This is a genomic window from Streptomyces sparsogenes subsp. cuspidosporus (genome assembly GCF_039532705.1).
Classification (GTDB): Bacteria; Actinomycetota; Actinomycetes; order Streptomycetales; family Streptomycetaceae; genus Streptomyces; species Streptomyces sparsogenes.
In genome coordinates, this window is sequence record NZ_BAAASD010000059.1 from 1 (window position 1) to 23380 (window position 23380).

The window sequence follows — 23380 nt, forward strand, 5'->3', positions numbered from 1 at the left end:
GGCTGCGCGGCGCCGCCGCCCGGTGCCTCGGGCGCGCCCTGCGGCGCGGCGGGCTGGAAGTCCGGGGGGAGCGGGGGCAGTCCGGCCTGGGGGGCGGCCGGCGGGGCCCACGCGGCGGGCGGCTGCGGGGCCTGCGGCGGCTGTGCGGCGGGCGGGGCCGCCTGGGGCCCGGCTTCGGCGTCGGGGGCCACCGGCGGCACGGCGTCCGCCGTTTCGGCGCCCTCGGCCCTGCGTTCGGCGATGTCGCGACGCAGCGAGGCCGTGGAGAACCGCAGGGTGCCCTCGCTGCGCACATCGCCGCTGCGGGCCTCGTCGGCGGGCGGTGCGGCGTCCGTGGGGGCGGGAGGCGCGTCGGCGGGAACGGCTCCTGACGGCTCGCCTGCGCCGGATCCAGCGGATCCACCAGGCCCTCCGGCTCCCCCCGCGCTGTCGGCCCCGCCGGCCCGGTCCGCGATCTCGCGGTGCAGGGCGGCGGGGGAGAAGCGCATCGTGGCGTGGGCGGCCAGATCGCCGGAGGCGGATCCGTCGCCCCGCGACGCCGCGTCGTTCCCGGGGTCACCGGACCCGGCGTCACCGGATCCGCCTCCGGAAGCTTCAGCGGGTTCCCGGACGCCGTCGGCGGCCTGCGGCGCCACGGTCCCCCGCCGCTCGGGAGCGTCGGCCGGACCGCCCTCACCCGGGCCGGCAGCCGACGCGGAATCAGTTGACGGTGCGTCAGCCGCGGCGGCCGGCGCACTCGGCTGCAACGTGAAGTCGGAGGAATCGGACGAACCCGACGGCGCCCCCGGCCCTTCGGGGCGCTCGGCGCCGAACTCCCGCGCGCCCTCCGGGGACGCGGCCTCGCCCCGCGCGGCCTCCTCCGCGGGAGTCCCGGCGCCGGGCGCGCCGGGCACCGGCCACGCGGGGGCGGAGCCGTTCGGCTCCGGCAGGCCGGGGACGGCCACCGGCTCGCCCGTCGGGGGCGGAGGAGGCGTCGCCGCGCCCCCGCCGCTCCCGGCGCCCGTACCGCCGCCGCCGAAGGCCGTACCGCCCGATGTCGCCGACGAGGGGGAAGCGTTCTGCGTGTACCAGGCAGGCGGGGTGTAATCGATGGTGAATTCGCCCGTGTGCTCGGTCTCCGCGTCGGACCGATCATCGCCGGGTGTGGTTCCGCCCGCGCGGATCTCGTCCCGATCGCTACTCACAATGCCTCCTGGTGTGGTCGAGCACCTTTGAAAATCTTGGCGAGGCCGATCGTTGCCGATCGTTACTGTCGTCCGACCGCTCGGCTTTCCCCGTTGCGACGCGGGCACCCGAGATCAGGTTCTCCCTCGTGCACACCAAGACTAATCACCATGCGCGCCACAGGGGCAGGCCCGTCCCGCCCCCGCCGCTGTCCGGTACCTCACGCACGCCTGACGGCAACGCCGCGTATGCCGCGCGCACACACTTTCCCTCTCCTTCCGGCGTCTTCGAAACGCCCGCCGCCCCTCGGGGAGGCTCACGCCGCAGCGCACGGAAAGCGCGGGCGGCGCGGGCGGAAGGCCGCGCGACCGTCGGTGCGCCCCGGCGCCGGGTGATAGAAAGATTCCCCGCTCGAATGCCGTTGGCACAGCGGGATCCCCGACCGAATCGCTCCTTTCCGGGAGGAACGGCCTTCTGGAACGCGGGGGGAGGCCGATCGGTCCGCGGACCCGCGTAAGAGGTGAGCGCGATGTCGCAGCCGCCCCAGCCCCCCGACCGGCCGCCAACCCGTCCCACGGGCGGTGGGCGAGAGCCCGGCAGACGGCGGAGAACCCTCGTCATCGGCGCGGCCGTGGGCGCCCTCCTCGCCGCGGGAGCGGGCGTATGGGCCGCGGCGGGCGGCGGCGAGCCTCGCGCCCCCGCGCCGGGTCACGCCCGGGCGGGGACGCACACGGACCCGCTCCCGGCCGGGCCCACCGGCCGGCCCGGGACCACCAGTGGCCGCCGCGGAGACGAGCGCGCGCCCGGCGACGCACGCCGACCGGGCGAGGCCGAGGTGCTGTTCCGGGAACCCGCGCCCGGTGCCCCCGGAAACGGCGCCGACATCCCCGGTTTCTGGGTGAGGGACGGTCATGTCGTCAAGGCCGTCCGGGACAAGGTCATCGCCTACGGCGACCACGGCGAACGGAAGTGGACCGTCACCCTGCGCGGGGCGGTGTGCGCGGCCCCCGAATCCCCCACCGGGGGCAAGGTGGTCATCGCCTACGGAGGCCCGGGGAAGGACGAGTGCGGCCGGCTGGCGCTCATCGACCTCGACCACGGCGCCAAGCTCTGGGACCGGCGCGCCCCGGCGGCGCGCGCCCCCCGCGGCGACCACCTCGGCATGGGCCTGGCCCAGAGCGGTGACCTGGCCGGCCTGTCCTGGTACGGCGGCTCGGCCGTCGTCGCGGTCGGCGACGGCCGCCGGGCCCCGGCCCGCGCCCTGCCCCGGGGCTGCCGCGTGGACGGCTTCGCGGGCGGCCGGTCCTTGCTGCGCGCCTACTCCTGCGACGACGACACCGCCGGCCTGCAGAGGCTCGACACGGCCTCCGGCCAGGTGTCCTGGACGTACCGCGTCCGCGAGGGCTACAAGGTCAGCAACATCTACTCCACCGGCCCCGTCGTGGTCTCCCTCGCCGACGACCACCACAAGTCGGGCGGAATCGTGGCGCTCTCGGATCGCGGGACGCGGCGCTCCACCCTCGACCTGGGCGAGCGGTCCTATCAACCGGAGTGCGGCCAGGACCTCTTCGGCACCAGGACGGGCGGCTGCCGGGGCGTCGCGGCGTCCTCCGACACCTTCTACCTCCCGACCGAGCTGAGCCCCGACGGCGGCCAGGGCCCGACCAACGAGATCCACGCCTTCGACCTGCGGACGGGACAGCGGAAGTGGACGTCCAGGGTGCCCGGCCGGGTGCTGCTTCCGCTGAGCGTGCGCGGCGAGGGCCTGATCGCCTACGAGCAGCCGACGGAGAAGGCGCCCGGCTCCGTCGTCGGCGTCGGCGTGAACGGCGGCCGGCCGAAGACCCTGCTGCGGCTGCCGAAGGCCACCAGGGCCGCGGAGGTCGGGCTCGCCTCGGCGTCCCGGATCTACCGGAAGGGCACCTTCTACATCGCCTCGGACCGGCTCGCGGGTTCCGGAGCGGACGAAGCGATGATCATGGCCTTCCGCCCCTGACCACCGCCGGTCCGCTCACCCCAGGCGGGGAGCGGAACCGCGCCCGCCACCCCCAGGGGCAGACGGGCGCGCGAACGCCCTGAGCGGCGAACAACGTTATTGCAGATCGAACTCGCCGTCCCGCGCACCGAGCACAAAGGCGCGCCATTCCGCCTCCGTGTAGCGCAGCACCGTCTCTGGATCGGAGGAATTCCTCATGGCGACCGCGCCGCCCGGCAAATAGGCGATCTCCACTCGCTCTTCGGAGGCGCTGCCGGGCGCGCTGAGCCACTCGGCATCGGAGATGTCGAGCGCGTACAGCTCGGCCTTCTCGTGGGCGTCGGCCATCGGTTCGTACGTCCCTTCGGAAACAGCGGAAACCAACGTGCCCACGGTGGCGGAGCGGGTGGACACTGTCGCGGACAGTGTCGTCCGCCGGGCGCGCCGAGGCAATCCGACTTGACAGCCGACGCCGGATGCGGAGTCAGTCCATCCGGCGCGGCGCGCCCAGCAGGCCCGACTCGGCGTCGGTCGGCTGCGTCGCCACGTACAGCCGCGCATGGCGGGTGCACCAGAGGGTGACCCCGTCCGCCAGCGTGGACAGCGCGGACACGTCCACCTCCGGCAGCCCCATGATCCGGCCGATCTGCTGCGCCTCGTCCGGGGACACCCGCTGGACGCCGACCAGGCCGGCGTTCTCCATCAACCGCGGGGCGACGGGGCTCAGATACGGCAGGAGGGTCAGCACGGACTGCCAGGGCGCCGCGGTCACCCGCCCGCGCGGCGGCCGCATCCCGGCGTCCCGGATGACCAGTACCGGGCTGCTGACCGAGGCGCCCTGCGGCGGCACCCGCCCCACGTCGTGCAGGGTGATGCACTGCTGGTTGTTGTTGGCGGCCTGGGCCAGCGTCGACCACATCTGCTGACGGCCGGTCTCCACGGTGACCCGGGCGCCCGTGGCGACCGCGCGCAGGCCGATCACCTGCGCCGTCCACAGGCCGCCGACCAGCAGGACGTTGAACGGGGTCGGGCGGTGCAGCCCCAGCACCGCGGGCTGTCCCTGCCCGTCCGCGCCGATCACGATGCCGTCGTCGCCGATGGGCAGCGCGAGCGACTCGAACTGCTCGGGCGGCACCTCATGCCGCTGCCGGCGCGGGCCGAGCAACCCGAAGCCGTACCACTGCTTGCGCGGCGGCGGCACGGGCGCGGGCTCCGGCTCGGGCAGCTGCCCGGGGCCGCCGGCCGTGGGCAGGCCGGAGCCGGGGAGGCCGGAGTTGGGGAAACCCTGGCCGGGAACTCCCGGGCCGGGGAACACGCCCCCGTTCGGGGCGGTCGCGGGCGTGGCCATCAGCGGGTCCCTCCCAAAGGCAGCGTGGCGAGCACACCGGGCACCTGCTCGCGGTCCAGCCGCACCAGCCCGATCCGCACCCCGCGCGCCGTACGCTCCAGCTCCTTGCGGATGGTGACCAGCTCGTCGGCGCTGCGGCCGGTGATCCGCACATGGCCGCTGATCGTCGGCGCGTGCCGCCCGCCCAGCGTGCCGCCGCGGCGCAGCGTGAGACTCAGGGTGGTCGACAGCGCGGGCAGCGAGGTCAGCAGCGCGGCCAACTGCGGCAGCGGCGCCGCCACCGGGTCCAACTGCGGCCAGCGGCCGATCCAGTAAGCCGTGTGCCAGCGGTCGTCGCACCGCCAGGCCCGGGCGCTCTCCAGGGTGCGGCGGTTCGGCGTGTCCCGCCGCCCGGCCTGCGCCGTGGCCCGCTGGTTGGCGCTCGCCGCCGTCGCGATCGCGGCGGTCAGCGACTCCTCGGACAGCACCGTCACGCCGAAGCCGGCCCCCTGCAGCCGGCTGGCCAACTGGTCCGCCGCCCGCAGCAGGCACCGCTGCGCACCGCCCAGACCGCCGCCCCGCGCGGCCACGGCCTCCGGGCACAGCTCCGGGTCGAACTTCAGCGCCACCCACGTCATACGGACCGCCGGAGCGCCGGTCTGCGCCTGCAGCGGCGCGTAGTTGCGCAGGGCCAGCGACTGGGGCGGCAGGTGGTGCGCGGGCGCGGGCAGCGTGTGCTGGACGACCTGCGCCGACTCCAGCAGGATCCCGTCCACCTCCATGGCGTCCCGCAGCAGGGCCAGCGGCAGCGGCTGCTGGGCCCGCTGCGGCCGCAGCGGCGCGTCCACCGCCTCCACCTGCAGCACCGCCGTCAGGAAGGTGCCGTCCCCGACCATCCCCACCGCACGCCGGTCACGGTCGATGAACGTCAGGGTCCGCAGGGCCGGTTCGCACTCCACGGCGATCGCGAAGCCGGGATCCGTGCCCGCGTCGAGCGGCTTCGCCGCCAGCCGCCTGCGCCGCCGCAGCGCCGCCGCGGTGCTCAGCCACTCCGATATGGGCTGCTGCCGGCGGCGCACCACGGCCAGCAGCACCAGCACCAGCCCCACCACCGCGGCGGGCACCAGCAGCAGCTCGTCCACGACCCAGGCGACCAGCACCACCGCCGCGGCCACCTCGATCAGCACGAACTGCTGCAGCCGCACCGGCCCGAAGCTGCCCGGCCGGGACGCCGGCCGCGGCGTGACTCCGGCGGCGCCGCCCGCGGCGGGGGTCGGCGCGGGGCCGGGCGCGGAGCCGGAGGGCGTCCGCGAGCGGGACTCGCCCGACCTCCTCCGGCCGGACCCGCTCCCCGCGGTGCGTGCGCGCGTGGCGGCAGCCATCCCCGTCAGCCCCTTAAAGTCCGAAACACACCCGAAAGACCCGGCGGACGTCCGTGGCCGGATCGTCCCCGAGCGACACGAGCCAATTCCTTCCCGGCATAGTAGAGGGTCGGTAGACACCCGGACCGAGGGCAGTGCCCGACGACCGAGGCCGAAAAGCGGGGAGAAACGGCTAAAGATGGCATCACGGCGGGATGAGCTCAACGCCTACACATTCGCGAAGAAGCGGACAGTCGCCGCGTTCTTGCAACCCTCACCCAGCGGTACGGAGGAGGGCGCCCCGCGCCCGCTGCGCACGGTCCTCCCCGGTGTCGTCATAGGCGCCCTGATCCTCGCCGGGTTCGGCGCCTGGGGCATGTTCAAACCGACCGCTCCCAAGGGCTGGGACGAGGTGGGCGCCCATGTCATCGTCGGCAGCGACTCGACCACGCGCTATGTGATCCTCAAGACCGACGGCAAGGTGCAGCTGCACCCCGTCCTCAACTTCGCCTCCGCCAAGCTCGTCCTCTCCGGCGACAAGTCCAGCGTCATCAAGGTGAAGGAGTCCGAGCTCGACAGCGGCCACATCCCGCGCGGCCCGACGATCGGCATCCCGTACGCCCCCGACCGCCTGCCCAGCGCGGAGGAGGCCAAGAAGCAGAAGGAATGGGCCGTCTGCGAACAGCCCGGCGGCAACGGGAAAACCACCCAGAAGGCGGTCTTCCTCTTCTCCGACCGCGACCCCAAGGGCAAGAAGCTCCGCGGCAGCCAGCGGCTGAGCGGCGCCCAGGCCCTCTACGTCCAGGGGCGCAACGGCGCCCGCTACCTCGTCGACCCCCAGGGCACCAAGTACCTCATCGGCGGCACCAAGTGGAAGCAGCTGGCCCCGGCGGACTACGACCTCCTGCTCCGCGCCCTCTTCCGCGACGGCGCCAAGCCGCAGCGCGTGACCGATGACTGGCTGGCCACCTTCCAGGACGGCCAGCCCATCGTCTTCCCCGAACTCCCGGGCCGGATCGGCGACAACGCCGGAGTGGACACCCTCCCCGACCGGGCCAACCACGTCGGCATGGTCCTCGAAGCGGGGACCGGCACCGGCACCCAGAACTACGTCGTACTGAAGGGCAAGGTGCAGCGCGTCTCGGAGTTCGTCGCCACCCTCCTCCTCCGCAGCAAGCAGCTCGCCGGCCTCGGCCAGAAGAGCACGGCCGAGCAGGTGGCCACCGCCTCCTTCACCCCGGAGGGGAACTTCTACGGCGACTACGACTGGCCGACGCGGATCCCCGAGCAGGCCAACTCCATCGAGCAGCAGGAGACCCAGGGCAGCGCCGAGCGGGACACCGTCTGCAGCATCATGAGCGGAATGACCTCCAAGCGCACCCCCAGGCTGGCCACCTGGGCGGGCACCGACTTCCCCGCCACCATCCCGGACGGGGCCACCAGCGCCTACGTCACCCCGGGCTCCGGCCTCCTCTACCGCCAGGTCACCGGCCGCCAGACCAGCAACGGCTCCATCTTCCTGGTCACGGACACCGGCCTCCGCTACGTCGTCCAGTCCAACAACGACAGCGGTACGGACAAGTCGAAGATCGGCGACGAGGACTCCGGCCAGTCCGGAACCAACGCCGCGCAGCAGGACGTCAACAAGGCCCAGATCAGGCTCGGTTACCAGGACGTCATCCCGGTGCCGGTACCCGCCAACTGGTCGGAGTTCCTGCCCAGGGGACCGCGCCTGGACACCAACAGCGCCAAGCAGCCGCAGGGGTCGTAGGCCATGAGCGACACGAAGCGCCGGCAGCCACGGCGGACCGCGAAGAAGGCGATCTTCCTCTCCACGGCGATCGCCCTCACGTCCCTCTCCGCCGCCCACGGCCCCATGACCCCCGCCCTCGCCGACCCGGGGCTCACCCTGACGGGCGCGGGGGAGTGCACCTACCCGGCCAAGCAGATCAAGGGCACCCCCTGGTCCCTGCAGCGGGTCCTGTTCGACCAGCTGTGGCAGCACACCAAGGGCATCGACAAGAAGACCGGCCGCCCCGTCCTCGTCGCCGTCATCGACACCGGCGTCGACATCAAGAACCCGCAGCTCACCGACGCGGTCGACACCAAGCTGGGCTTCGAGGTCCGCAAGTCCGGCAAAAACGCCCTGGAAAAGGGCAAGAAGGGCGACGGCACGGACGACCTGGTCGGCCACGGCACCAAGGTCGCCGGCATCATCGCCGCCCGCCCCCACCCGGGCACGGGCTTCGTCGGCCTCGCCCCCGAGGCCAAGATCATCCCGATCCGGCAGAACGACGAAAAGGGCTCCGGCACCACCGACACCATGGCCGAGGCCATCGACAAGGCCGTCACGAGGGGCGCCCGGGTCATCAACATCTCCCAGGACACCGTCAAACCGCTGCAAGCCAACAACAACCTCGAACGCGCCATCAACAACGCTCTCGAGCACGACGTCGTCGTCGTCGCCTCCGCCGGAAACGACGGCCTCGACGGCAAGGTCAAGAAGACCTACCCCGCCGCCTACAAGGGCGTCCTCGCCGTCGGCTCCTCCGACCGCAACAACGAGCGCGCCCCCTTCTCCCAAGCGGGCGACTTCGTCGGCGTCGCCGCCCCCGGCGTCGACATGGTCTCCACCGTCCCCGGCGGCGGCCAGTGCGTCGACAACGGCACCAGCTTCTCCGCCCCCTACGTCGCGGGCGTCGCCGCCCTCATCCGCGCCAAGCACCCCGACTGGAAGCAGTACCAGGTCGTCGCCCAGATCGAGCAGACCGCCGAACGCGCCGTCAACGCCCACGACGCGTACGTCGGCTGGGGCGTCGTGGACCCCGTCCGCGCCCTCACCGAGGACGACCACCCCATCGACCACGTCACCCTCGACAAAAGCCCCGCCCGCAACGTCGACGCCCCCACCCCCGCCCCGCTCGCCCTCGGCGAAACCCCCCAGGAACGCAAAGAGCGCTTCGCCACCTACATCCTGGGCGGCGCAGCCCTCCTCGTCGCGATGATCACGGGCGCGGCCGCCGTACTCCACGAACACAGACGACGCCGCGGCGCAGCCACGGAGCACGCTTGACGACTTGTGAGTCTCAAGGGATGACGCCTGTTACAGAGTCGTCGAGCTAGTTTGACCATATGGTAGTTGGGCCACGAAGGCACGGTCGCTAGAGTGGCTTAGGGCATCGTTGGTGTCATACGGGGAGGATGCGGTGGGGAAACCAGTCGAACCAGGTGGTTCTGATCCACTGTCGCCGTTCGGCAAGGGCATGGCCAAGGAAGCGGAGACCTTGGCGAAGTTCAAGGGCCGGATCGACAAGATTTTGACGGATCTTCAGAAGTCACCTGCTTCCAAGCAGAAGCTTGAACAGCAAACCATTACCCGCGATGCTTACGGTGGCAGCCTTGACTCAGCCTCGGCTCTGTACGCCGCGTACAACAACGTCCATGGCAACCTGGTGATCCTCTCTCAACTCTTGCGGGACCTGCTTGAGGGATCCGGCTACTCCGCGCTGATCGCCGAGAAAGGGATCGACGGAATCGACGCCGAGCAAGCACGCCGCCTGCAAGCGATCCAGGCGCAAGCACTCAAGCACTACCGCGACCCGAAGACCGGGCTGCCGGTCAGTGGCTCGCAGCACGGTAGTGACACCGTCGGCTCCGACGCTTACTAGGGGGTAGAAGCATATGGGCGGTAAGTTCGACGATGCCAGTCACTATGAGCTCTACGCAATGGTGGAGGGTGCGAAGCCGCGCCACTTGAGTGATGCAGGTGGCGCGCTGATGAGGGCCTTCATCGACCTCTACGAGCTTGCGGACGAGATGAAGGCGCATGCAGAGCGTGTGAAGTGGAAAGGCGAGGGGGCTGACGCATTCCGTAACTGGATGGCCGAACTCTCCAAGCAGACCTACGTCCTGGCCAACTACAGCGCAAGCGCCGGCGCGAGCATGGTCATCGCCGGCCAGGGGGCCAGCGATGTCAAAGGTGCCATGCCCAAGCCCGATATGATGTGCTACGCGGATGAAGAAAAGGAGAAGGCTCGCCTCAAGAACGCGGAACCCAACCGCCAGGAGGCGATCAAGCAGATAGAGAAGCTCGACTCGTATTACTGGACGGCGAGCTCGGATATCGCAAAGCTTGAAGCACCGAACTTTCCTGCATTGCCCAATGCCTTCGTGCCGAATGATGGGGGCGAATGGGAAACGCCCGTTCAAACGACGTCGTACGCCGCTGGAACCAGCAGTGGTGCAAGCGCTGCCCATGCTACGCCGTTGTCGGTCGCTGACCACGCCGCCGTAGAGTCGAAGGCCGCACCTGTACTCCCTGCTGAAGTGAGCCCCCACACGCCTGTAATCCCGGACGGCGGCGGTGCGATCTCCGGGGTGGGTGTCCCGGAACTCCCGGACCGGACCAACACGGCTATCGACTCCGTCAAGGCCCCACCGGCGCCGGACACGATCAACAGGCCCAGTACCCTGCCTCCGCTGCAGGACGTTCCCAACGTCCCATCCACTGGCCCCACGCTGCCCCCGGTCACCGGTCTCCCGGGACCGAGGCCGGTCACGGCTCCGCCTGTTGGCCGAACTGCGCCGATCCCCGGACCTGGGCAGTTGGGCAAGCTGCCACCGACCGCACCAAGTACACCGCGGCCGTCGAGTGTGCCACCGCGTATTCCGACCAATGAAGGGATCATCGGTGGAAAGCGAAGTGTCGGGCAGACCAACGTTCCGCGGTTGCCGCGCGGCATGGTGGTCGGCGAAGAGCCGCACTCCCCGATGACACGAGGCCCGGTCGGGCCGGGTACCTACTTCGGGCACGGTCCGAACACAAACGGCTCCAGTGGTCCTGGGCGACGACTCGGGTCGGAGCCGGGGGGAGTGGTTGACCGCCCGAAGGGAACTAATCCGGCTGCGCGGAGTCTGCCGCGCAGCATGGTTGTGGGGGAGGAGCGAGGTGTTCTCCCCCGCGGTCCCGTAGGAGCGGTTCACCCGGTCGACGGCGCCCACGCTCCCAGCGGCGCGGGCTCGGGTCGGCGGTTGGCGTCGGAACCTGGAGGTGTCACGGGAGGGCCCCGCGTCGCGCGTGAAGGGCGCTCCGAGTTCACTCAGGGCGGATCGGGGCTCGTGCGCGGGACCCCCGGCCCTGGGGCGACCCCCCACTCCAATGCGTTGTCGGCTAGTGGCGGCCAGCGCATCCACGGCTCCAGGCCGGACTGTCCGGAAGAGGACAAAGACACCTGGTCCGGGGGACGGCGTGACACGGTACCACCAGTTATCGAGTAGTTCATTCCGCATGGTGGAACATTGAGGAGACCACTGCGACATGCTATTTCAAAACCGCAGAGGGCGCCGATGCGCCGTGTCGACTCTTGCCCTCTTGGGGGCCGGGCTCATGGTGCTTATCGGCTCTGCACCTGCGGCGGTAGCACGGGACATTCGCTCCCAGCAGTGGTATCTGAACAAGATGCAGGCTGAAGATATATGGAGGGTGAGCACAGGGAAGGGCCTTACCGTTGCTGTCATTGATACAGGAGTGAACGCCTCGGTCTCCGAATTGCGGGGTCAGGTAATGAAGGGGGCAGACGTTTCCCGTAAACCGACGGATGCTCATCGAGATGAGAATGGCCACGGGACGAATATGGCTGCGCTCATTGCCGGTACGGGAACTGGCGGGGGCATTCAAGGGCTGGCGCCGCAAGCGAAGATCCTGCCCGTGAAAGCGATGGTCGATCCCCAGACGGACGCTCCTGGCCCGATAATGGCAAGGGCCATTCGTTATGCGGTTGACCACGGGGCCCGAATCCTTAATATTTCGATCGGATCGTCAGGGACTCCTGACTCTTTCACCGAGACTCAGAGTGCTGTGAATTACGCGCTTAAGAAAGGAGCGCTTGTCTTCTCCGCCGTAGGAAATACCGGGAACAAGGAAAACTCGATCGAATATCCAGCAGCGCTGCGTGGCGTGGTTGGTGTGGGCGCACTCGATCGAACGGGCAAGGTGGCCAAATTCTCGACCACCGGTAGCCAAGTAGCCTTGGTGGCGGTAGGACAGGACATCACCACACACTGCCTGAAGAACCCTGATCGCGTCTGCATCTCCTATGGCACCAGCCAAGCGAGCGCCATCGCCTCGGCCTCCGCCGCCCTCATCTGGTCCAAGCACCCCAAGTGGACCAACAACCAAGTCCTCCGCGTCATGATGCAGACCGCCTCGCCGCCCGAGGGCGATGTGATCCCCAGCTCCTACCTCGGCTACGGCTCCATCCGCCCCCGCAAGGTCCTCCTGGACGGCGAGGGAGACCCCGGCCCAGCCAACGTCAACCCTCTCCTGGCTCGCGAGGGCGCGACGAAGCCAGACTCCTCGGCATCGGCTTCCGCCTCCAAGTCGCCGAACACCGACCAACAGGCGACGCCCACGGCCACCGACGACAAAAAAGGCGACAAGAAAACCGTCGCGGAACCCGAGAAAAACGACGACAATAGCAGTACTCTCTGGATTGCGCTTGGTGCAGGTGCCGTTCTCCTAGGAGCCGCCATCGCCTTCGCGCTCGTACGCCGTCGCGGCAGGGCGTAGGCCGGCCAATGACCAGCTGCCACTGCCGAGTGCCGGACCGAGTACTCTGCCGAGACACCCCCGGGGAGCAGGGGTGCCGCCGGGCACCGAGCTCTCGTTCAACAAATGTAACAACTGTGAACGAAGAGCGAGGTGTTGCCGACGTTTGCCATAATGTGTAGTACACCTAGTAACAGTACGCTGAATCCGGATGGATTCACGCACAGCGGTGAGTTGAAGAGTGCAACCCCAGATCAACTCGCCAACAACTCATGGGGGAAGGTGGAAAATGAACAGGCAGAAGGTTAGCGATTCTGCGTTCCAGGCATTCACGAATGAGCTGGACCAGTCCATCCAGGGCTTCGCCAGCAACATGAAGCTCATGGCGGACATCCTGGCCACGGTGGACTCGGGTTGGCGGGGTGGAGGCGCTGGCGCCTTCAAGAAGGCGCAGATGGACCTGGAGCAGGACCACGACGCCGTCCGCCGCCTGGTCGACGGCATCCGCGAGGCCGTGGCCCTGACCCACCGGGCCAGTGGCGCGAACGACGACGACATCGCCGGCCAGCTGAGGGGCATCGACGTCAACGGCGCCGACCACGCGGGCGGACACATCACCCCGGGCAGCAGCGTGGGCGGCCTCGGCGCCGGCACCGACGCCCCGATCGCCTCGTACTCGAAGGTCGACGGCTTCTAAGCCAGACCCATGCGGAAAGGGGTGCCTGGTCGCACCGTGGCACCCCTGCGACGCCTGACAACGACGCAGACAGAACGATTGAGTTGGGGGACAAGTGTCCACACTGTCAGACGAATTGCTCGCCGATTACGAGTCGATTCAGCAGCTCGCCAATCAGCTCCGCACGGCGGCCGGCAACGTCCGCAAGGAGATGAACGACATCCAGGCGGCCGTGAAGAAGGTCACCGAGGGCTGGGAGGGTGAGGCCCACCAGGCGATGCTCGCGGCCGAGAAGCAGTTCCAGGCCCGGGCCGACCACATCCAGGGTCTCGTGACGAAGGTCGCGGCGCTGGTCGAGTCGGGCAAGGACGCGTACCACGCCACCGACGTGAAGGCGTCGAAGCTGTTCAGCCTGGGCTACTGAGCGATTCGCCTCCTCGATGGGGCGGGCGGCGGTTCACACCGCCGCCCGCCCCATCGGCATTCCGACCGACTCCGCCGACGTACGGACCAGCGGCTTCGCCGCCCACCCCATCGCATGCGAAAGCCGCCGGGGAGGCAGGCCCTCCGCCGGCGGCTGACAGACAAACTTAGCCATTCGAGTCAGTGAGCCGAGTGATAGCCCGGCTCATCGGCTCATCAGTCCAGATAAATAAGGGCCTCCGTCCGCGCGCTGTCGTAGCGTTCCTGCCCGGAGCCGACGAGGTGCCGGGACAGCCCAGTGTCGACGCCGTAGCCGTTCGTCTGGGCCCATCCCGCGACCATATGGTTCACCTGCTTCTGGCCGGTGGTGAAGTGGTACTCGGTCTGCTGGGCCGCCGCGGCGTTCGCCTGGGCGATCTGGTCTTCCTTCCAGTCGTAGGCACCTGCGTAAAGAATGCGGTAGACGGCATCCGTGATGAATCCGGTGGGCTGGCCTTTGAGGGCGCTCGCAGCGGCTTGCATGCTTCCGGTGACGACGAATTCGGCCGTCTGCGCGTGATTGGCCCAGGACACCGCATGGTCTTTCTTGTCGCGGGCGATGTCGGAGCTGATGCCGTCGTAGAAACCGAAGACGTGCGACGCTCCTTCGATGGCCGCGGCACGGTTGTTGGGGTCGCGGAAGTCCGTCGCGGACAGCGTCCCCGCGGCGTAGTATTTCTCGGCTTCATACATCTCGCCGAACGCCTTACCGTCCTCCGCCACGCCACGCATGATGCGGGTGAGGCTCTCCTTGGGAACGGACATATGACCGTTCTTGTCACCCGCCCCGTCGTGCCACACCCCGTCCTTGTCCATGTATGGACCCGTACCACTCAGGATTTCATGGGTCTCGGGCGTGTAGTCGACGAGCATACGGCCAAGGTTTCCCCGCAGGTTGTCGGGTATATCGGCGCCCTTCCGGCCCTCGTCGAGGATCTTGATGGTGTCGTGCATCACCCGGGACTCGGCCTCGGTGTGATAGCCGAGCGTGTGGTCCGCGCCCGGAAGATTCCCGGTGGCGGCCGCCTCCAACGCCGCACCGAGGCCCACCCGGGTGTCAAAGAAGTCGCTGGTGTGGACCGATATGTTGCTGGGCGTGGCAACCTTCGGCCAGTCACGGTCCTTGAGCAGGTATTTCAGGTGATCGTTCTTGCCGTCCGCGCCGGGGTCGAGGAACGATGTCGCGACGTTCGGCTGCTTGCTCATGATGCCGAGCAGGCCATCGAGCGGGTCGGTCGCAATGTTCTTGTGGGGGGCCAAGCCAAGGCCCTGCCACATGGTCCACCTGCCGGTCCCGTATTTGTCGCTCTTCTCCAGGGCGATGATGTCGTTACCGACGTCGGTCAGGAACTGCTTGCCGTAGTTCTTTCCATGTGTCATCAGTTCGACGAACGACTGGTAGCCGTAGAGCGGCACCGTCCCCCCGTCGAAGTCCTTCGCGCCCGCCTTGCGCAGCCCCTCGCGCCACTTCTGGTAGAAGGGGTCGGAGGGCGACTTCGTGGCGGTCGCCAGGGAAGTGGCCACGCCTTCCTGGAGGGCGCGGAAGTCCTTCTTGTCGTCGCCCTTGGCCAGATCGTTGAGCTTGAGGTTCAACTCAATGGTGTCGTTGGGGCCCAGGCCGGCGAGGAACGTCTGGCTGAACTCCTTGTTGTGCTCGTTGTCCCGGAACAGCCGCTGGAACTCGGCCATCTCCTTGTCGCTGAGCTTCTCACCGGACTTGACCTTGCTCGCGAGCTCCTTGGCCTCCTTGCCCTCGACCTTCTCGATGTCCCCTTCCGCCTTGCCGTTGAACCCGTTGACGACCCCATCGAAGAGGTCGGGATCCTGCGCGGCCGCCTTGAGCGCGAGCTTCACACCCTGGTCTGCGTCGTCGACCGCCTGGACCGCTGCCTCGATGTACCGGGTCCACGACAGCTCGGTACTGTGCAGATCCGGGTCGTGCTTGATGGTGAAGGCATCGTCCTGGCTGACCTTGGAGAAGTCGTAACTCGCCCTCCCGTCCTCCGAGACCTTCATCCCGGCCTTCACCGCGTCCGCGACCGCGGACTTGACCTTCCCGCGCAGCTCCACGAACTGGCTGTGCGCGTCCCGCAGCACCGACGCGATCGCACGCGCCTCCTTCGGGGCCGCGGTGAACTGCTCGCCGGTCTTTTGCATGTCGGGGCGCGCTACGAAGAGCGCCTGACCGGACCAAGTACCGTCGAGCCCCACCGATTTGACCTGGCTGTCGTAGACCTTCTGGACCGCCTCGAACTTCTTGGCGGCCTCGTCCCACTGCTTGGCGGCGGTCTCGAGGAGGGACAGATCGATGGTCATGACCTGGTGGTACGTGAGCACGAGCCCCCCTCTACTGGTACTTCGAGATACGGGACGGGTACGGGATGTCCTCCGGGTACTGACTGGGCGGGACAACCGCCGAGAGCCCCGTCCCCACCATGTAGTCATTGTTGAGGAAATACGTGTTGGCCCCGCTCAGCGCCGACTTCTCCTGCGAGAGACGGGCCTGGAGCGCCTTCACCGACGCATGCCACCCTTTAAGGGCTTCGCTGAGCCCACTCCCCGTCGCCCAGTCCTTGAACTCCTTCTGGGCCTTCTCGGTCGATTCGTCGACGCACTCGCCGGCCGTCTTGGTGTCCGGCTGGACAGTGTCTTCCAACGCCTTGACGGCGCTCTTCTTCCTGGAGGAGCTCGACTTGAACGTGAGCACTCCGGGCAGTCCCGGGCCAGGGGGGTCCGTCTGGTTGAGCTGCATGTGGGTGGACTTCTGCCCCGCGGCAGCGTCGGTGCGGAGCTTGGACCACTCGTCCTCAAAGGTCATGATTCCCCCATGGCTAGGCATCAAGTGGCACGTCGCATACGGAAATTAGCCTTCCGAAGTTAGCACGCTGGTGCCTTGTTATTCACCCCTTTCCGGACGCACTGCTCGAGCGGTGGGCCGTTTTGTGTGCTTCGCCCCTCGAAGGCGAGGGTTCTCGTCGCGGAGAATGACGCCGTGACTACGCGGCGTGCCGGAAGCTCGAACCAGTGGTGTCCGGAAAGGAAACTTACGGAGATAGACGTGTGGGTGACTCGGCGGGTTCCATGGCGCGCTTCAATCACAGGTCAAGAGTTCCCTGTTACCCCCGGTTCGATAGGTCCGGGTTCAAGGGTGTCTCGTCAGCGCTTTGTGTTAGCGCAACGTTAAGTTGAGACCGGTTCTTGTTCTGGAGTGCAGAGGAGGGGTCCGCTGTGGCGGGCGGAGGCAACTCATCCTAAATGGTTGTGCGATCAACTTAACGGCAAAACAAGGGAGTTGGGAACTGCGTGAGCAATCTGGTCATCGAACCGTCGGTGACCGAAGTCGGCTTGCACCAGCGTCGGCAGAGCAGGGCCAGCAGTATTTCGGCACCGGCGAGGAAGCCGGCTAGCCGGGCGGATCTACTGGCCATGGTTGCTGTTGTCTTAAAGGGTTGAGGGAATGCGGCCCGACCGCGCGCCCTCTGCTGTCCAGGTCCCGTTTCAGGGGGGCGGGAGGCGCAGGTGGAGCTGTGGGCAGGGCGGAACCAGGCCGACGTCGCTTGAGGGCGGGGGTGGGCCTGAGGCCGAGGCGATCGCTCGCCGCCTGTTCCAGGACGTGGGCGGCCGGGACGAGGCCGAGCGGCGGGCGGCGACAGCCGGCCCTCCCGCCTGTCAGGTGACACGGAGGCTCTGCAGGGAAGCCGCTGGCGGAGTCTCCGTGCACTGTCGCGTATGAAACGAGCGCCCAGAGGAGATCGTGGGTGGCCTTAGCTGTCGCCGAGGGAGGATTGAACGCTCTGCCAGGCCTCATGCTGGTCTTGCCAGGCAGCGCTCCGGTAGAGGGCCGTTTTCGCTTCCGGCAATGACAGGCCGAGGACTTGGGATGCCACGTAAATCGTCTCGATCGGAGATTTCCCAAGATCGCGCAATTTCTGGAAAACCTCTTCCTGATCAACCAGGCCATCGTGGGTGAACTGTGACGCGAGCGCGTCCAAGAGTGGCCGATCCATACTCACCCTCCTCCCAATATCTTATCGACATCCAAGGTCATGGAGCTAGGACGCTTGAATATTGTCCCATCCGGCTTTGGGATGTGGCGCTCATAGTTGAGGACAACGGTACTGTATCCCTCGGCGCGCGCTTGTGCTGCCAGGGCATGCTTCATCTCCCTCAGCGCATCCGGTCCGATGGGCGCCCGGGCGAGTCCCTCCGTGCCCTTCGGGAATACCATGAAACCCTCGAGATGCAGAGTGTCGCCGGCGGCACGCACGGTCGCCATGGTCTCAATTGTCTGGCCGGACAGCTCGAACGAGTCGTCCCAGATATCACCGTCGACAAATCGAGGGCTTGATTTGCAGCCCTCTAGACCGAGTGGATCGGCCCAGGCGAAGGGGTTGGCGATGTAGAGATGGGCATTGTCGGCCGGGGCAAGGCCAAGTGGGTCGGGGGTGAGGTAGCGGGCGGTCTCGGGGTCGTAGTAGCGGAAGAGGTTGTAGTTGAGGCCGGTTTCCGGGTCCGCGTATTGGCCGGGGAAGCGGAGGGGGCAGTCCGTCTCGCCTGGTTGAGAGGGAAGGGGAGTGCCCCACACCGTGGCGCGAGGTTGCCAGGCGAGGGTCCCGTCGGGGGTGACCAACTCGGTCGGTGTGCCCATCAGGCCCGTGACGATCGCGTGGAAGCGGGCGTCGTACTCGGACTGCGAGGCGGTCCCGGTCAGGGGGGCCAGCGGGCGGTCGGTGCCGGGGACAGCCTCGAGTATCTGGTGTGTGGACTGGGATACCGGGCGGTGGGTGCCCGGCGCGTACTCCCACGTCGTTGCTGTGCCATCCGGGGTCGTTTGTTCCGCCAGGCGGGTGCCGTCCCAGGCGAAGGTGAGGGTGGTGCCGTGGGGGCCGGTCTTGGATATGCGGCGGCCCAGGGGGTCGTAGGTGTAGGTCCACTCCTCGCCGTGGGGGGTGGTGGCTTTGGTGAGGCGGTCTTCCGCGTTCCAGGTGTAGGTCCAGGTGCGGGTCTGGCCGTTGAGGAGTTTGCGGGTCCTGCGGATCAGGCGGCCTGCGACGTCGTGTTCGTAGGTTGTGCGGCCCGCGTGACGGATGAGGGTGCCCCGGTAGGCGCGGTCGCCCTCCGCCGGGTGGCCGGGGGCGGTGGCGTGGGTCTGGTTGCCGGCCGGGTCGTAGGCGTACTTCTCCGTCCAGCCGTGAGCCCGCACCCCTGTCACCCGACCCACGCGGTCCAGCGCGAATTCGCGGGTCCCGGTGGTCAGTTCACGGATCTCGGTGACGTAGCCGTCGGGACGGTAGGTGTACGTGCGGTGTTGCAGCAGGTCCACGGACGAACTGGAGATGCTCTGGGCCGCCAGACGGCCCGCTGTGTCCCACGCCTGCGAGAGGGTGATCTCTCCCGTGGTGCGCTGGGTCTCGCGGCCTGCGGCGTCGTGGGTGAAGGCGAGGGTGTGGCCGGCCGTGGTGAGCCTGGCGGGCCGGTCGGCCGCGTCGTAGCTCCAGATGGAGGTCAGACCCGAGGGTGTCGTGCGACGGGTGCGATTGCCCGCCGCGTCGTACGCGTACGTCGTCACCCGGCCGCCCGACACCTCCGATATGACGCGGCCCGCCCCGTCACGCTCCCAGCTCAGCTCTGCCCCGGCGTTCGCCGCGTGGCGCAGATTGCCGCGCGCGTCATAGGCGTAGGTCGTCACCTCGCCGGTGGCCTGGTCGTGCTGGGCGGTCACACGGCCGACCGAGTCGAGGGTGTAGCGCAGGGTTTCGCCCAGCGGATTGGTACGCGCGGTCAGGCGGCCCGCCGCGTCGCGCTGGTAGGTGTGGGTGGCGCCGTTGAAGTCGGTTTCCGCGATCAGACGACCCGCCGCGTCGTACTCGTACACCCACCGGTCGCCCTGGGGGTTGGTGACCTGGGTCAGACGCAGCTCGGTGTCGTGTTCAAAGGTGTAGGTGGCACCGTCGGGGTCGGTGCGGATGGCGGGCAGGTCGAAATGGGTGTGGGTGTAGGTGGTGGTGTTCCCGGCCGCATCCGTGTGCCGGGCCAGATTGCCCTCGGTGTCCCACTGCCACACCTCACGGGCCCCGTCCGGGCTCTCACGCCACGCGGGCCTGCCCTCGATCGTCCAGCCATAACGGGTCGTGCGCCCCAGGGGATCGGTGACGGCCGTGATCCGGCCGTGCGGACCCCGCCGGATCCGGGTGGTGTGGCCCAGCGGATCGGTCACCGCCACCGGCAGCCCCGCCGCATCCGTGAGCACCTGGGTGGTGTGGCCCAGCGGGTTGGTGATGGAGGACAGGTGACCCGAGCTGTCGTAGGTGTAGTGGGTGATGGCGCCGCTGGGGTCGGTGGTGGACGTGCGCGCCCCACGCGCATCGTAGGTGTGGCGCCATATTGCGCCGTCCGGCTCCTGGATCTCCAGCGGCAGGCCCCGGTCGTCGTAGACGGCCTCGGTGACGGTGCCGTCAGGCTGTTCGACGGCTGCCAGCCGGCCCTGCTCGTCGTAGCGGTAGTGCGTGGTGTGGCCGAGGGGGTCGGTCACAGCAATGGGGTGGCGGTTGGTCTCGTCCCACTCGGTCCGGGTGGTGTTCCCCAGCGGATCTGTCTGTGCGATGACCTTGTACGCCTCGTTGCAGACGTAGGTGGTGGTGTGGCCCTGCGAGTCGGTGTAGCGGGTGGTGCGGGCCTCGCTGTCGTAGTGCAGACGGCCCGAGAGGACGCCGTCCGGACCGATCCCGCGCAGCACCCGACCCCGATGATCGTAGACGTAGGCGTAGGTGGTGCCGTTGCGGTCCGTCCACGAGGTGATCCGGTGCTGATCGTCGTACTGGTACCGCAGCGGCAGACCAGTGGAGTTGATGACCTCTGTCAGGTCGCCCGCTTCGTCGTAGCCGAAAGAGATCAGGGTCGTGCTGCGCTCGTGGCCGTCGCCGTGCAACAGGCGCAGGCCCGTGATCCGCAGCCGGGTCGGGTCGGTGTCGATGGCGATGCGGTAGCCACCGGAGTGAGTGACCTCTGTCGGTGCGCCCTGTGTGTTGTACGTGATGTCGATGCGGTCGCCCTCACCGGAGCGGTCGGTGATCGCTGTCAGCGCCAGTTCCCGGCCGCCCAGCGGCAGGGGAGCGAAGTGCAGGGTGCGGTTGTGCTCGGGGACGGTGATGGTGAACGCCCCGTCGGGCTTGCCGTCCCAGCGCAGTGGCCAGCGCGGACCGTTCGTGGGCAGCACGGGCACATCGCGCTCGGGCACCGGGTAGGTCAGGAGCATGCCGTCGTCGGTGATGTAGACGACGCCGGCGTCGTCGATCTCCAGGCGCTGGTCGAGCGTGCCGGCCCAGGTGCGGCCGAACCAGCCCCCGCACGGATGCCCCGACACATAATGCCGCTCCAGCACCAGCGGCAGCGCGCCGGGCAGGCTGACATCGGTGGCGGACATCACCATCTCACCGGTCGCCACATCAATCGGCTCACCGGTCGTGCACTTGTCCCCGCCGGGCGTACAGCTCCGCTTCGGGTCACCGTCCACCCGCCGGCGCGCACTCCCGTCCCGCCGCAGCCCCCGCTCACGGCTCAGCAGACGCTGCGCGGCATTCTTGGCCACCGAACCACCACGGCGCACCGCACCCGAGCCACCGGTGGCCAGGGCGAGAAGCAATTCCGGAGTGAGCTGCCCGGCGGCGCGGGCGGGGTTGCGCTGCCACTCCTCCCAGTTCGTGACCGCCTTCGCGAACTCCTTCGGATGAGCGACGGCATAGGCGATACCGTCCTGGGCCCCCGCCAAGTGCAGGCCCAGGCCCTGGGGGCCGTCCTTGACGAGGTCGTCGAAGCCCTCGTACCAGTCGTACAGGGTGTCGCCCGCGCCGCCGACGAAGTCTCCGAACCCCTTCTTGACCTTGTCCCAGCCCCTGGGCGTCGGCGGCTTGTCCGGCGCCTTCTCCGCCGCCTTGGCGAGTTTCTTCTTCGCCGCGTCGACGACGGGCCGCAGCTCGCTCTCCAGCTTGTCCAGCCGCCGGTAACAGCCCTCCAGCGCCGCGATCCCCGGATCGTCCTCGGGCGGACGCTCGGGTAGCGGATCGTCGCCGCGGTCCTCCGCGGCGATGTAGTCGTTGTAGTCCTTCCAGTACTTCTTGGAGGCCGCCCGCGCCGCGTCCGCGTCCTCGATGATCGGCTCGACCCGCTTCTGGACGGAACGCAGCTTGTCCGCGTACGAGTCCAGGGCACTCGCGGCGGCGGTGAAGTACGTCTTCGCGGACTCCAGCTCCCGGGGTAGCTTCTCCGTCGCCCTCTCGAACCCCTCCGAACCGGCCCCGGTCCAGTTCATCAGCATCAGGGCATCGAGCTGGTCACGCCCGTCCTTGAACGCCCCCGCGTAGGCGCGCAGCTTGACGGCCAGGTCATCGATATCGGACGGATTGCCGTAGATCACCTCAGAGGGCTTCGCGCCCGGCGGTATTCGCTCCTGGGAACCACCCTCCATCGCATCACGCTGGGTCATGCGATCGTCCCCTTCGAGCCCCCGTCGACCTCCCAGCCGCTGTCATAACGCTTACGGGGATTGGTCGGCACGTCATGGGCGCCACCGGACCCGTCATCATCGAGCCAGGGCTCCTGATAGATCTCCGGTGGCGGGTCGAACTTCGGCCGGGACCCGTTCTGCCACGCCCTCAGCCCGTGCTCTCCAAACGGCAGCTTGGCGATGTTGTCCGCGGTCGGCGCGAAATCCTTGATCCGCAACAAATCCGCCAACACGTAGGCGGCGATCACTTCCCGTAGCGTCTCCACCACCGCGTCCGTGTGCTCTGCCACCCGCCCCATCCCGAACCCCCAGGACGAGAGCATCTTCTCTGCCGCGTCATAGACATTGAAGTCAGCCGAATTCTGGATGTGATCGGCCAGGTTCTTCCAGTCGCCTTTGATCTTGCGTGCGGCGACCACTGACTCCTCCAACGGAGTCAAAACCCTGCGTACCGAGGCAATCTCAATCTTGTAGCCGTCGCCCGGCTTCGGACCGCCTGAAGACGTTCCCTCGTCATGGCCCGTCACTTTGCAACCCCCGTGTTCGCGGTCTCACGTGCCTCCGCGCTCAGCAGAGAGGGACCCTCGCCTGGCTGATTGATCAACAACCCTACAGCCTCAGCCCTACCACCTCAGGTGGTAGGGCTGCGCGGGCATGCTGACGGCCACCATGCGGGTCTTGATCTGCTGGCGACGCGATGGTGGGTGGGCTCAGGGAACCGCTGGCTTGTCCCAGTGGATGGTGACAGGGCCATCTGGCAGTTGATCCGCGCCGGGGCACTTGAACCAGTCCTGGGTCAGGTCGCGCACTGCTTGGGCGGTGAACTCTGTGAGAGCACGCAGCCCTCTGGTCGACCTATTCAGCTTCTTGCCGGCTTCGACTTCGCGATCCACGACGGTGGCGTTTGCGCCTATTAGCAGCCACTTTGTGACAGTTCTAGGGGTATTGATGCATGAGACGTATAGGTTAATGGCCCCTTCTGTGGTTAGGGATCCGTGCGCCTTGCCTAAGGAGACGGGAATGCCTTTGGGATGATAATTGCGCTTATGGCCGAGAGCATCCTGGTATGCGACGTAAATCGCACTATCGTCTGCCTTGACTTCGCAAGTTCCCAGGGATGACCAGCCGCCAAAGGTGTCGGCGTCCTCCGTGTATTTCGATCCCTTGGTGGGCAGGAGGGGTGCCGCCTTTTCGCTGGAAATGCGGTTATGGCAGATCCGTTGAGGGATATTGGCGACCTGGGTATCCGACCTCAGCTCGTGTGTTGCCCACCATATCCCGGGGCCGAGTGCCAGGGTCAAGGTGGCGACGATCCCCTTGCGTCGAGTCGTGAGTAGTGGTTTCAGCCTCATGTGCGAGAGGCAC

The 23380-nt window shown here is 68.1% G+C and carries 17 protein-coding genes; 7 read left to right on the forward strand and 10 right to left on the reverse strand.

Annotated features, from left to right (window positions below; all coding sequences use genetic code 11):
• The coding region (locus ABFY07_RS38800) for an SCO5717 family growth-regulating ATPase (RefSeq protein WP_346178980.1) at positions 1-1184 on the reverse strand (1184 nt) is incomplete at its 3' end.
• Between the two features lie 611 nt (positions 1185-1795).
• Between ABFY07_RS38800 and ABFY07_RS38805 the strand changes: the two genes are divergently transcribed.
• The gene (locus tag ABFY07_RS38805; RefSeq protein WP_346178981.1) at positions 1796-3160 is read left to right on the forward strand and encodes a PQQ-binding-like beta-propeller repeat protein; all 1365 of its coding nucleotides are present in this window, start codon (positions 1796-1798) and stop codon (positions 3158-3160) included.
• A gap of 96 nt (positions 3161-3256) precedes the next feature.
• On the opposite strand, the gene ABFY07_RS38810 is transcribed toward ABFY07_RS38805, so the two are convergent.
• From ABFY07_RS38810 to eccE, 3 genes are all read right to left on the reverse strand, one after another.
• Positions 3257-3487 carry a DUF397 domain-containing protein gene (locus ABFY07_RS38810; protein WP_065965272.1) on the reverse strand — a complete coding sequence of 77 codons (231 nt, stop codon included), beginning with the start codon at positions 3485-3487 and terminating at the stop codon, positions 3257-3259.
• 136 nt (positions 3488-3623) lie between these two features.
• Positions 3624-4487: a hypothetical protein gene (locus ABFY07_RS38815; protein ID WP_346178982.1), complete on the reverse strand. Its 864-nt coding sequence runs from the start codon at positions 4485-4487 to the stop codon at positions 3624-3626.
• On the reverse strand, positions 4487-5848 hold the full coding sequence (gene eccE, locus ABFY07_RS38820; RefSeq protein WP_428837084.1) for a type VII secretion protein EccE: 1362 nt from the start codon (positions 5846-5848) through the stop codon (positions 4487-4489). The genes ABFY07_RS38815 and eccE overlap by 1 nt, the downstream gene beginning before the upstream one ends.
• 178 nt (positions 5849-6026) lie before the next feature.
• On the opposite strand from eccE, the gene eccB reads away from it, so the two are divergent.
• The 6 genes from eccB to ABFY07_RS38850 all read left to right on the forward strand — a co-directional run bounded on the left by eccB (position 6027) and on the right by ABFY07_RS38850 (position 13474).
• On the forward strand, positions 6027-7598 hold the full coding sequence (eccB, locus tag ABFY07_RS38825) for a type VII secretion protein EccB (RefSeq protein ID WP_346178984.1): 1572 nt from the start codon (positions 6027-6029) through the stop codon (positions 7596-7598).
• A 3-nt stretch (positions 7599-7601) separates the two neighbouring features.
• A complete protein-coding gene (gene mycP, locus ABFY07_RS38830; protein ID WP_428837085.1) occupies positions 7602-8900 on the forward strand; it encodes a type VII secretion-associated serine protease mycosin in 1299 nt (432 codons plus the stop codon).
• Positions 8901-9033: 133 nt separating this feature from the next.
• A complete protein-coding gene (locus ABFY07_RS38835) occupies positions 9034-9495 on the forward strand; it encodes a hypothetical protein (RefSeq protein WP_346178985.1) in 462 nt (153 codons plus the stop codon).
• A 1685-nt stretch (positions 9496-11180) separates the two neighbouring features.
• Positions 11181-12395 carry a S8 family serine peptidase gene (locus tag ABFY07_RS38840; RefSeq protein ID WP_346178986.1) on the forward strand — a complete coding sequence of 405 codons (1215 nt, stop codon included), beginning with the start codon at positions 11181-11183 and terminating at the stop codon, positions 12393-12395.
• A gap of 268 nt (positions 12396-12663) precedes the next feature.
• Positions 12664-13071 carry a WXG100 family type VII secretion target gene (locus ABFY07_RS38845; RefSeq protein WP_346178987.1) on the forward strand — a complete coding sequence of 136 codons (408 nt, stop codon included), beginning with the start codon at positions 12664-12666 and terminating at the stop codon, positions 13069-13071.
• Positions 13072-13165: 94 nt separating this feature from the next.
• A complete protein-coding gene (locus tag ABFY07_RS38850) occupies positions 13166-13474 on the forward strand; it encodes a WXG100 family type VII secretion target (RefSeq protein WP_346178988.1) in 309 nt (102 codons plus the stop codon).
• Between the two features lie 215 nt (positions 13475-13689).
• On the opposite strand, the gene ABFY07_RS38855 is transcribed toward ABFY07_RS38850, so the two are convergent.
• The 6 genes from ABFY07_RS38855 to ABFY07_RS38880 form a co-directional block, all read right to left on the reverse strand.
• A complete protein-coding gene (locus ABFY07_RS38855; RefSeq protein WP_346178989.1) occupies positions 13690-15828 on the reverse strand; it encodes a DUF6571 family protein in 2139 nt (712 codons plus the stop codon).
• 31 nt (positions 15829-15859) lie between these two features.
• Complete coding sequence (locus ABFY07_RS38860; protein WP_346178990.1) at positions 15860-16330, reverse strand: hypothetical protein; 471 nt, start codon at positions 16328-16330, stop codon at positions 15860-15862.
• Positions 16331-17276: 946 nt separating this feature from the next.
• The gene (locus ABFY07_RS38865) at positions 17277-17519 is read right to left on the reverse strand and encodes a hypothetical protein (RefSeq protein WP_346178991.1); all 243 of its coding nucleotides are present in this window, start codon (positions 17517-17519) and stop codon (positions 17277-17279) included.
• 2 nt (positions 17520-17521) lie between these two features.
• Positions 17522-21994 (reverse strand): DUF6531 domain-containing protein, encoded by a 4473-nt coding sequence (locus ABFY07_RS38870; protein WP_346178992.1) that lies wholly within the window; start codon positions 21992-21994, stop codon positions 17522-17524.
• Positions 21991-22542 (reverse strand): hypothetical protein, encoded by a 552-nt coding sequence (locus tag ABFY07_RS38875; RefSeq protein WP_346178993.1) that lies wholly within the window; start codon positions 22540-22542, stop codon positions 21991-21993. The genes ABFY07_RS38870 and ABFY07_RS38875 overlap by 4 nt, the downstream gene beginning before the upstream one ends.
• 183 nt (positions 22543-22725) lie before the next feature.
• Positions 22726-23316 carry a hypothetical protein gene (locus tag ABFY07_RS38880; protein WP_346178994.1) on the reverse strand — a complete coding sequence of 197 codons (591 nt, stop codon included), beginning with the start codon at positions 23314-23316 and terminating at the stop codon, positions 22726-22728.
• Positions 23317-23380: the final 64 nt, after the last annotated feature.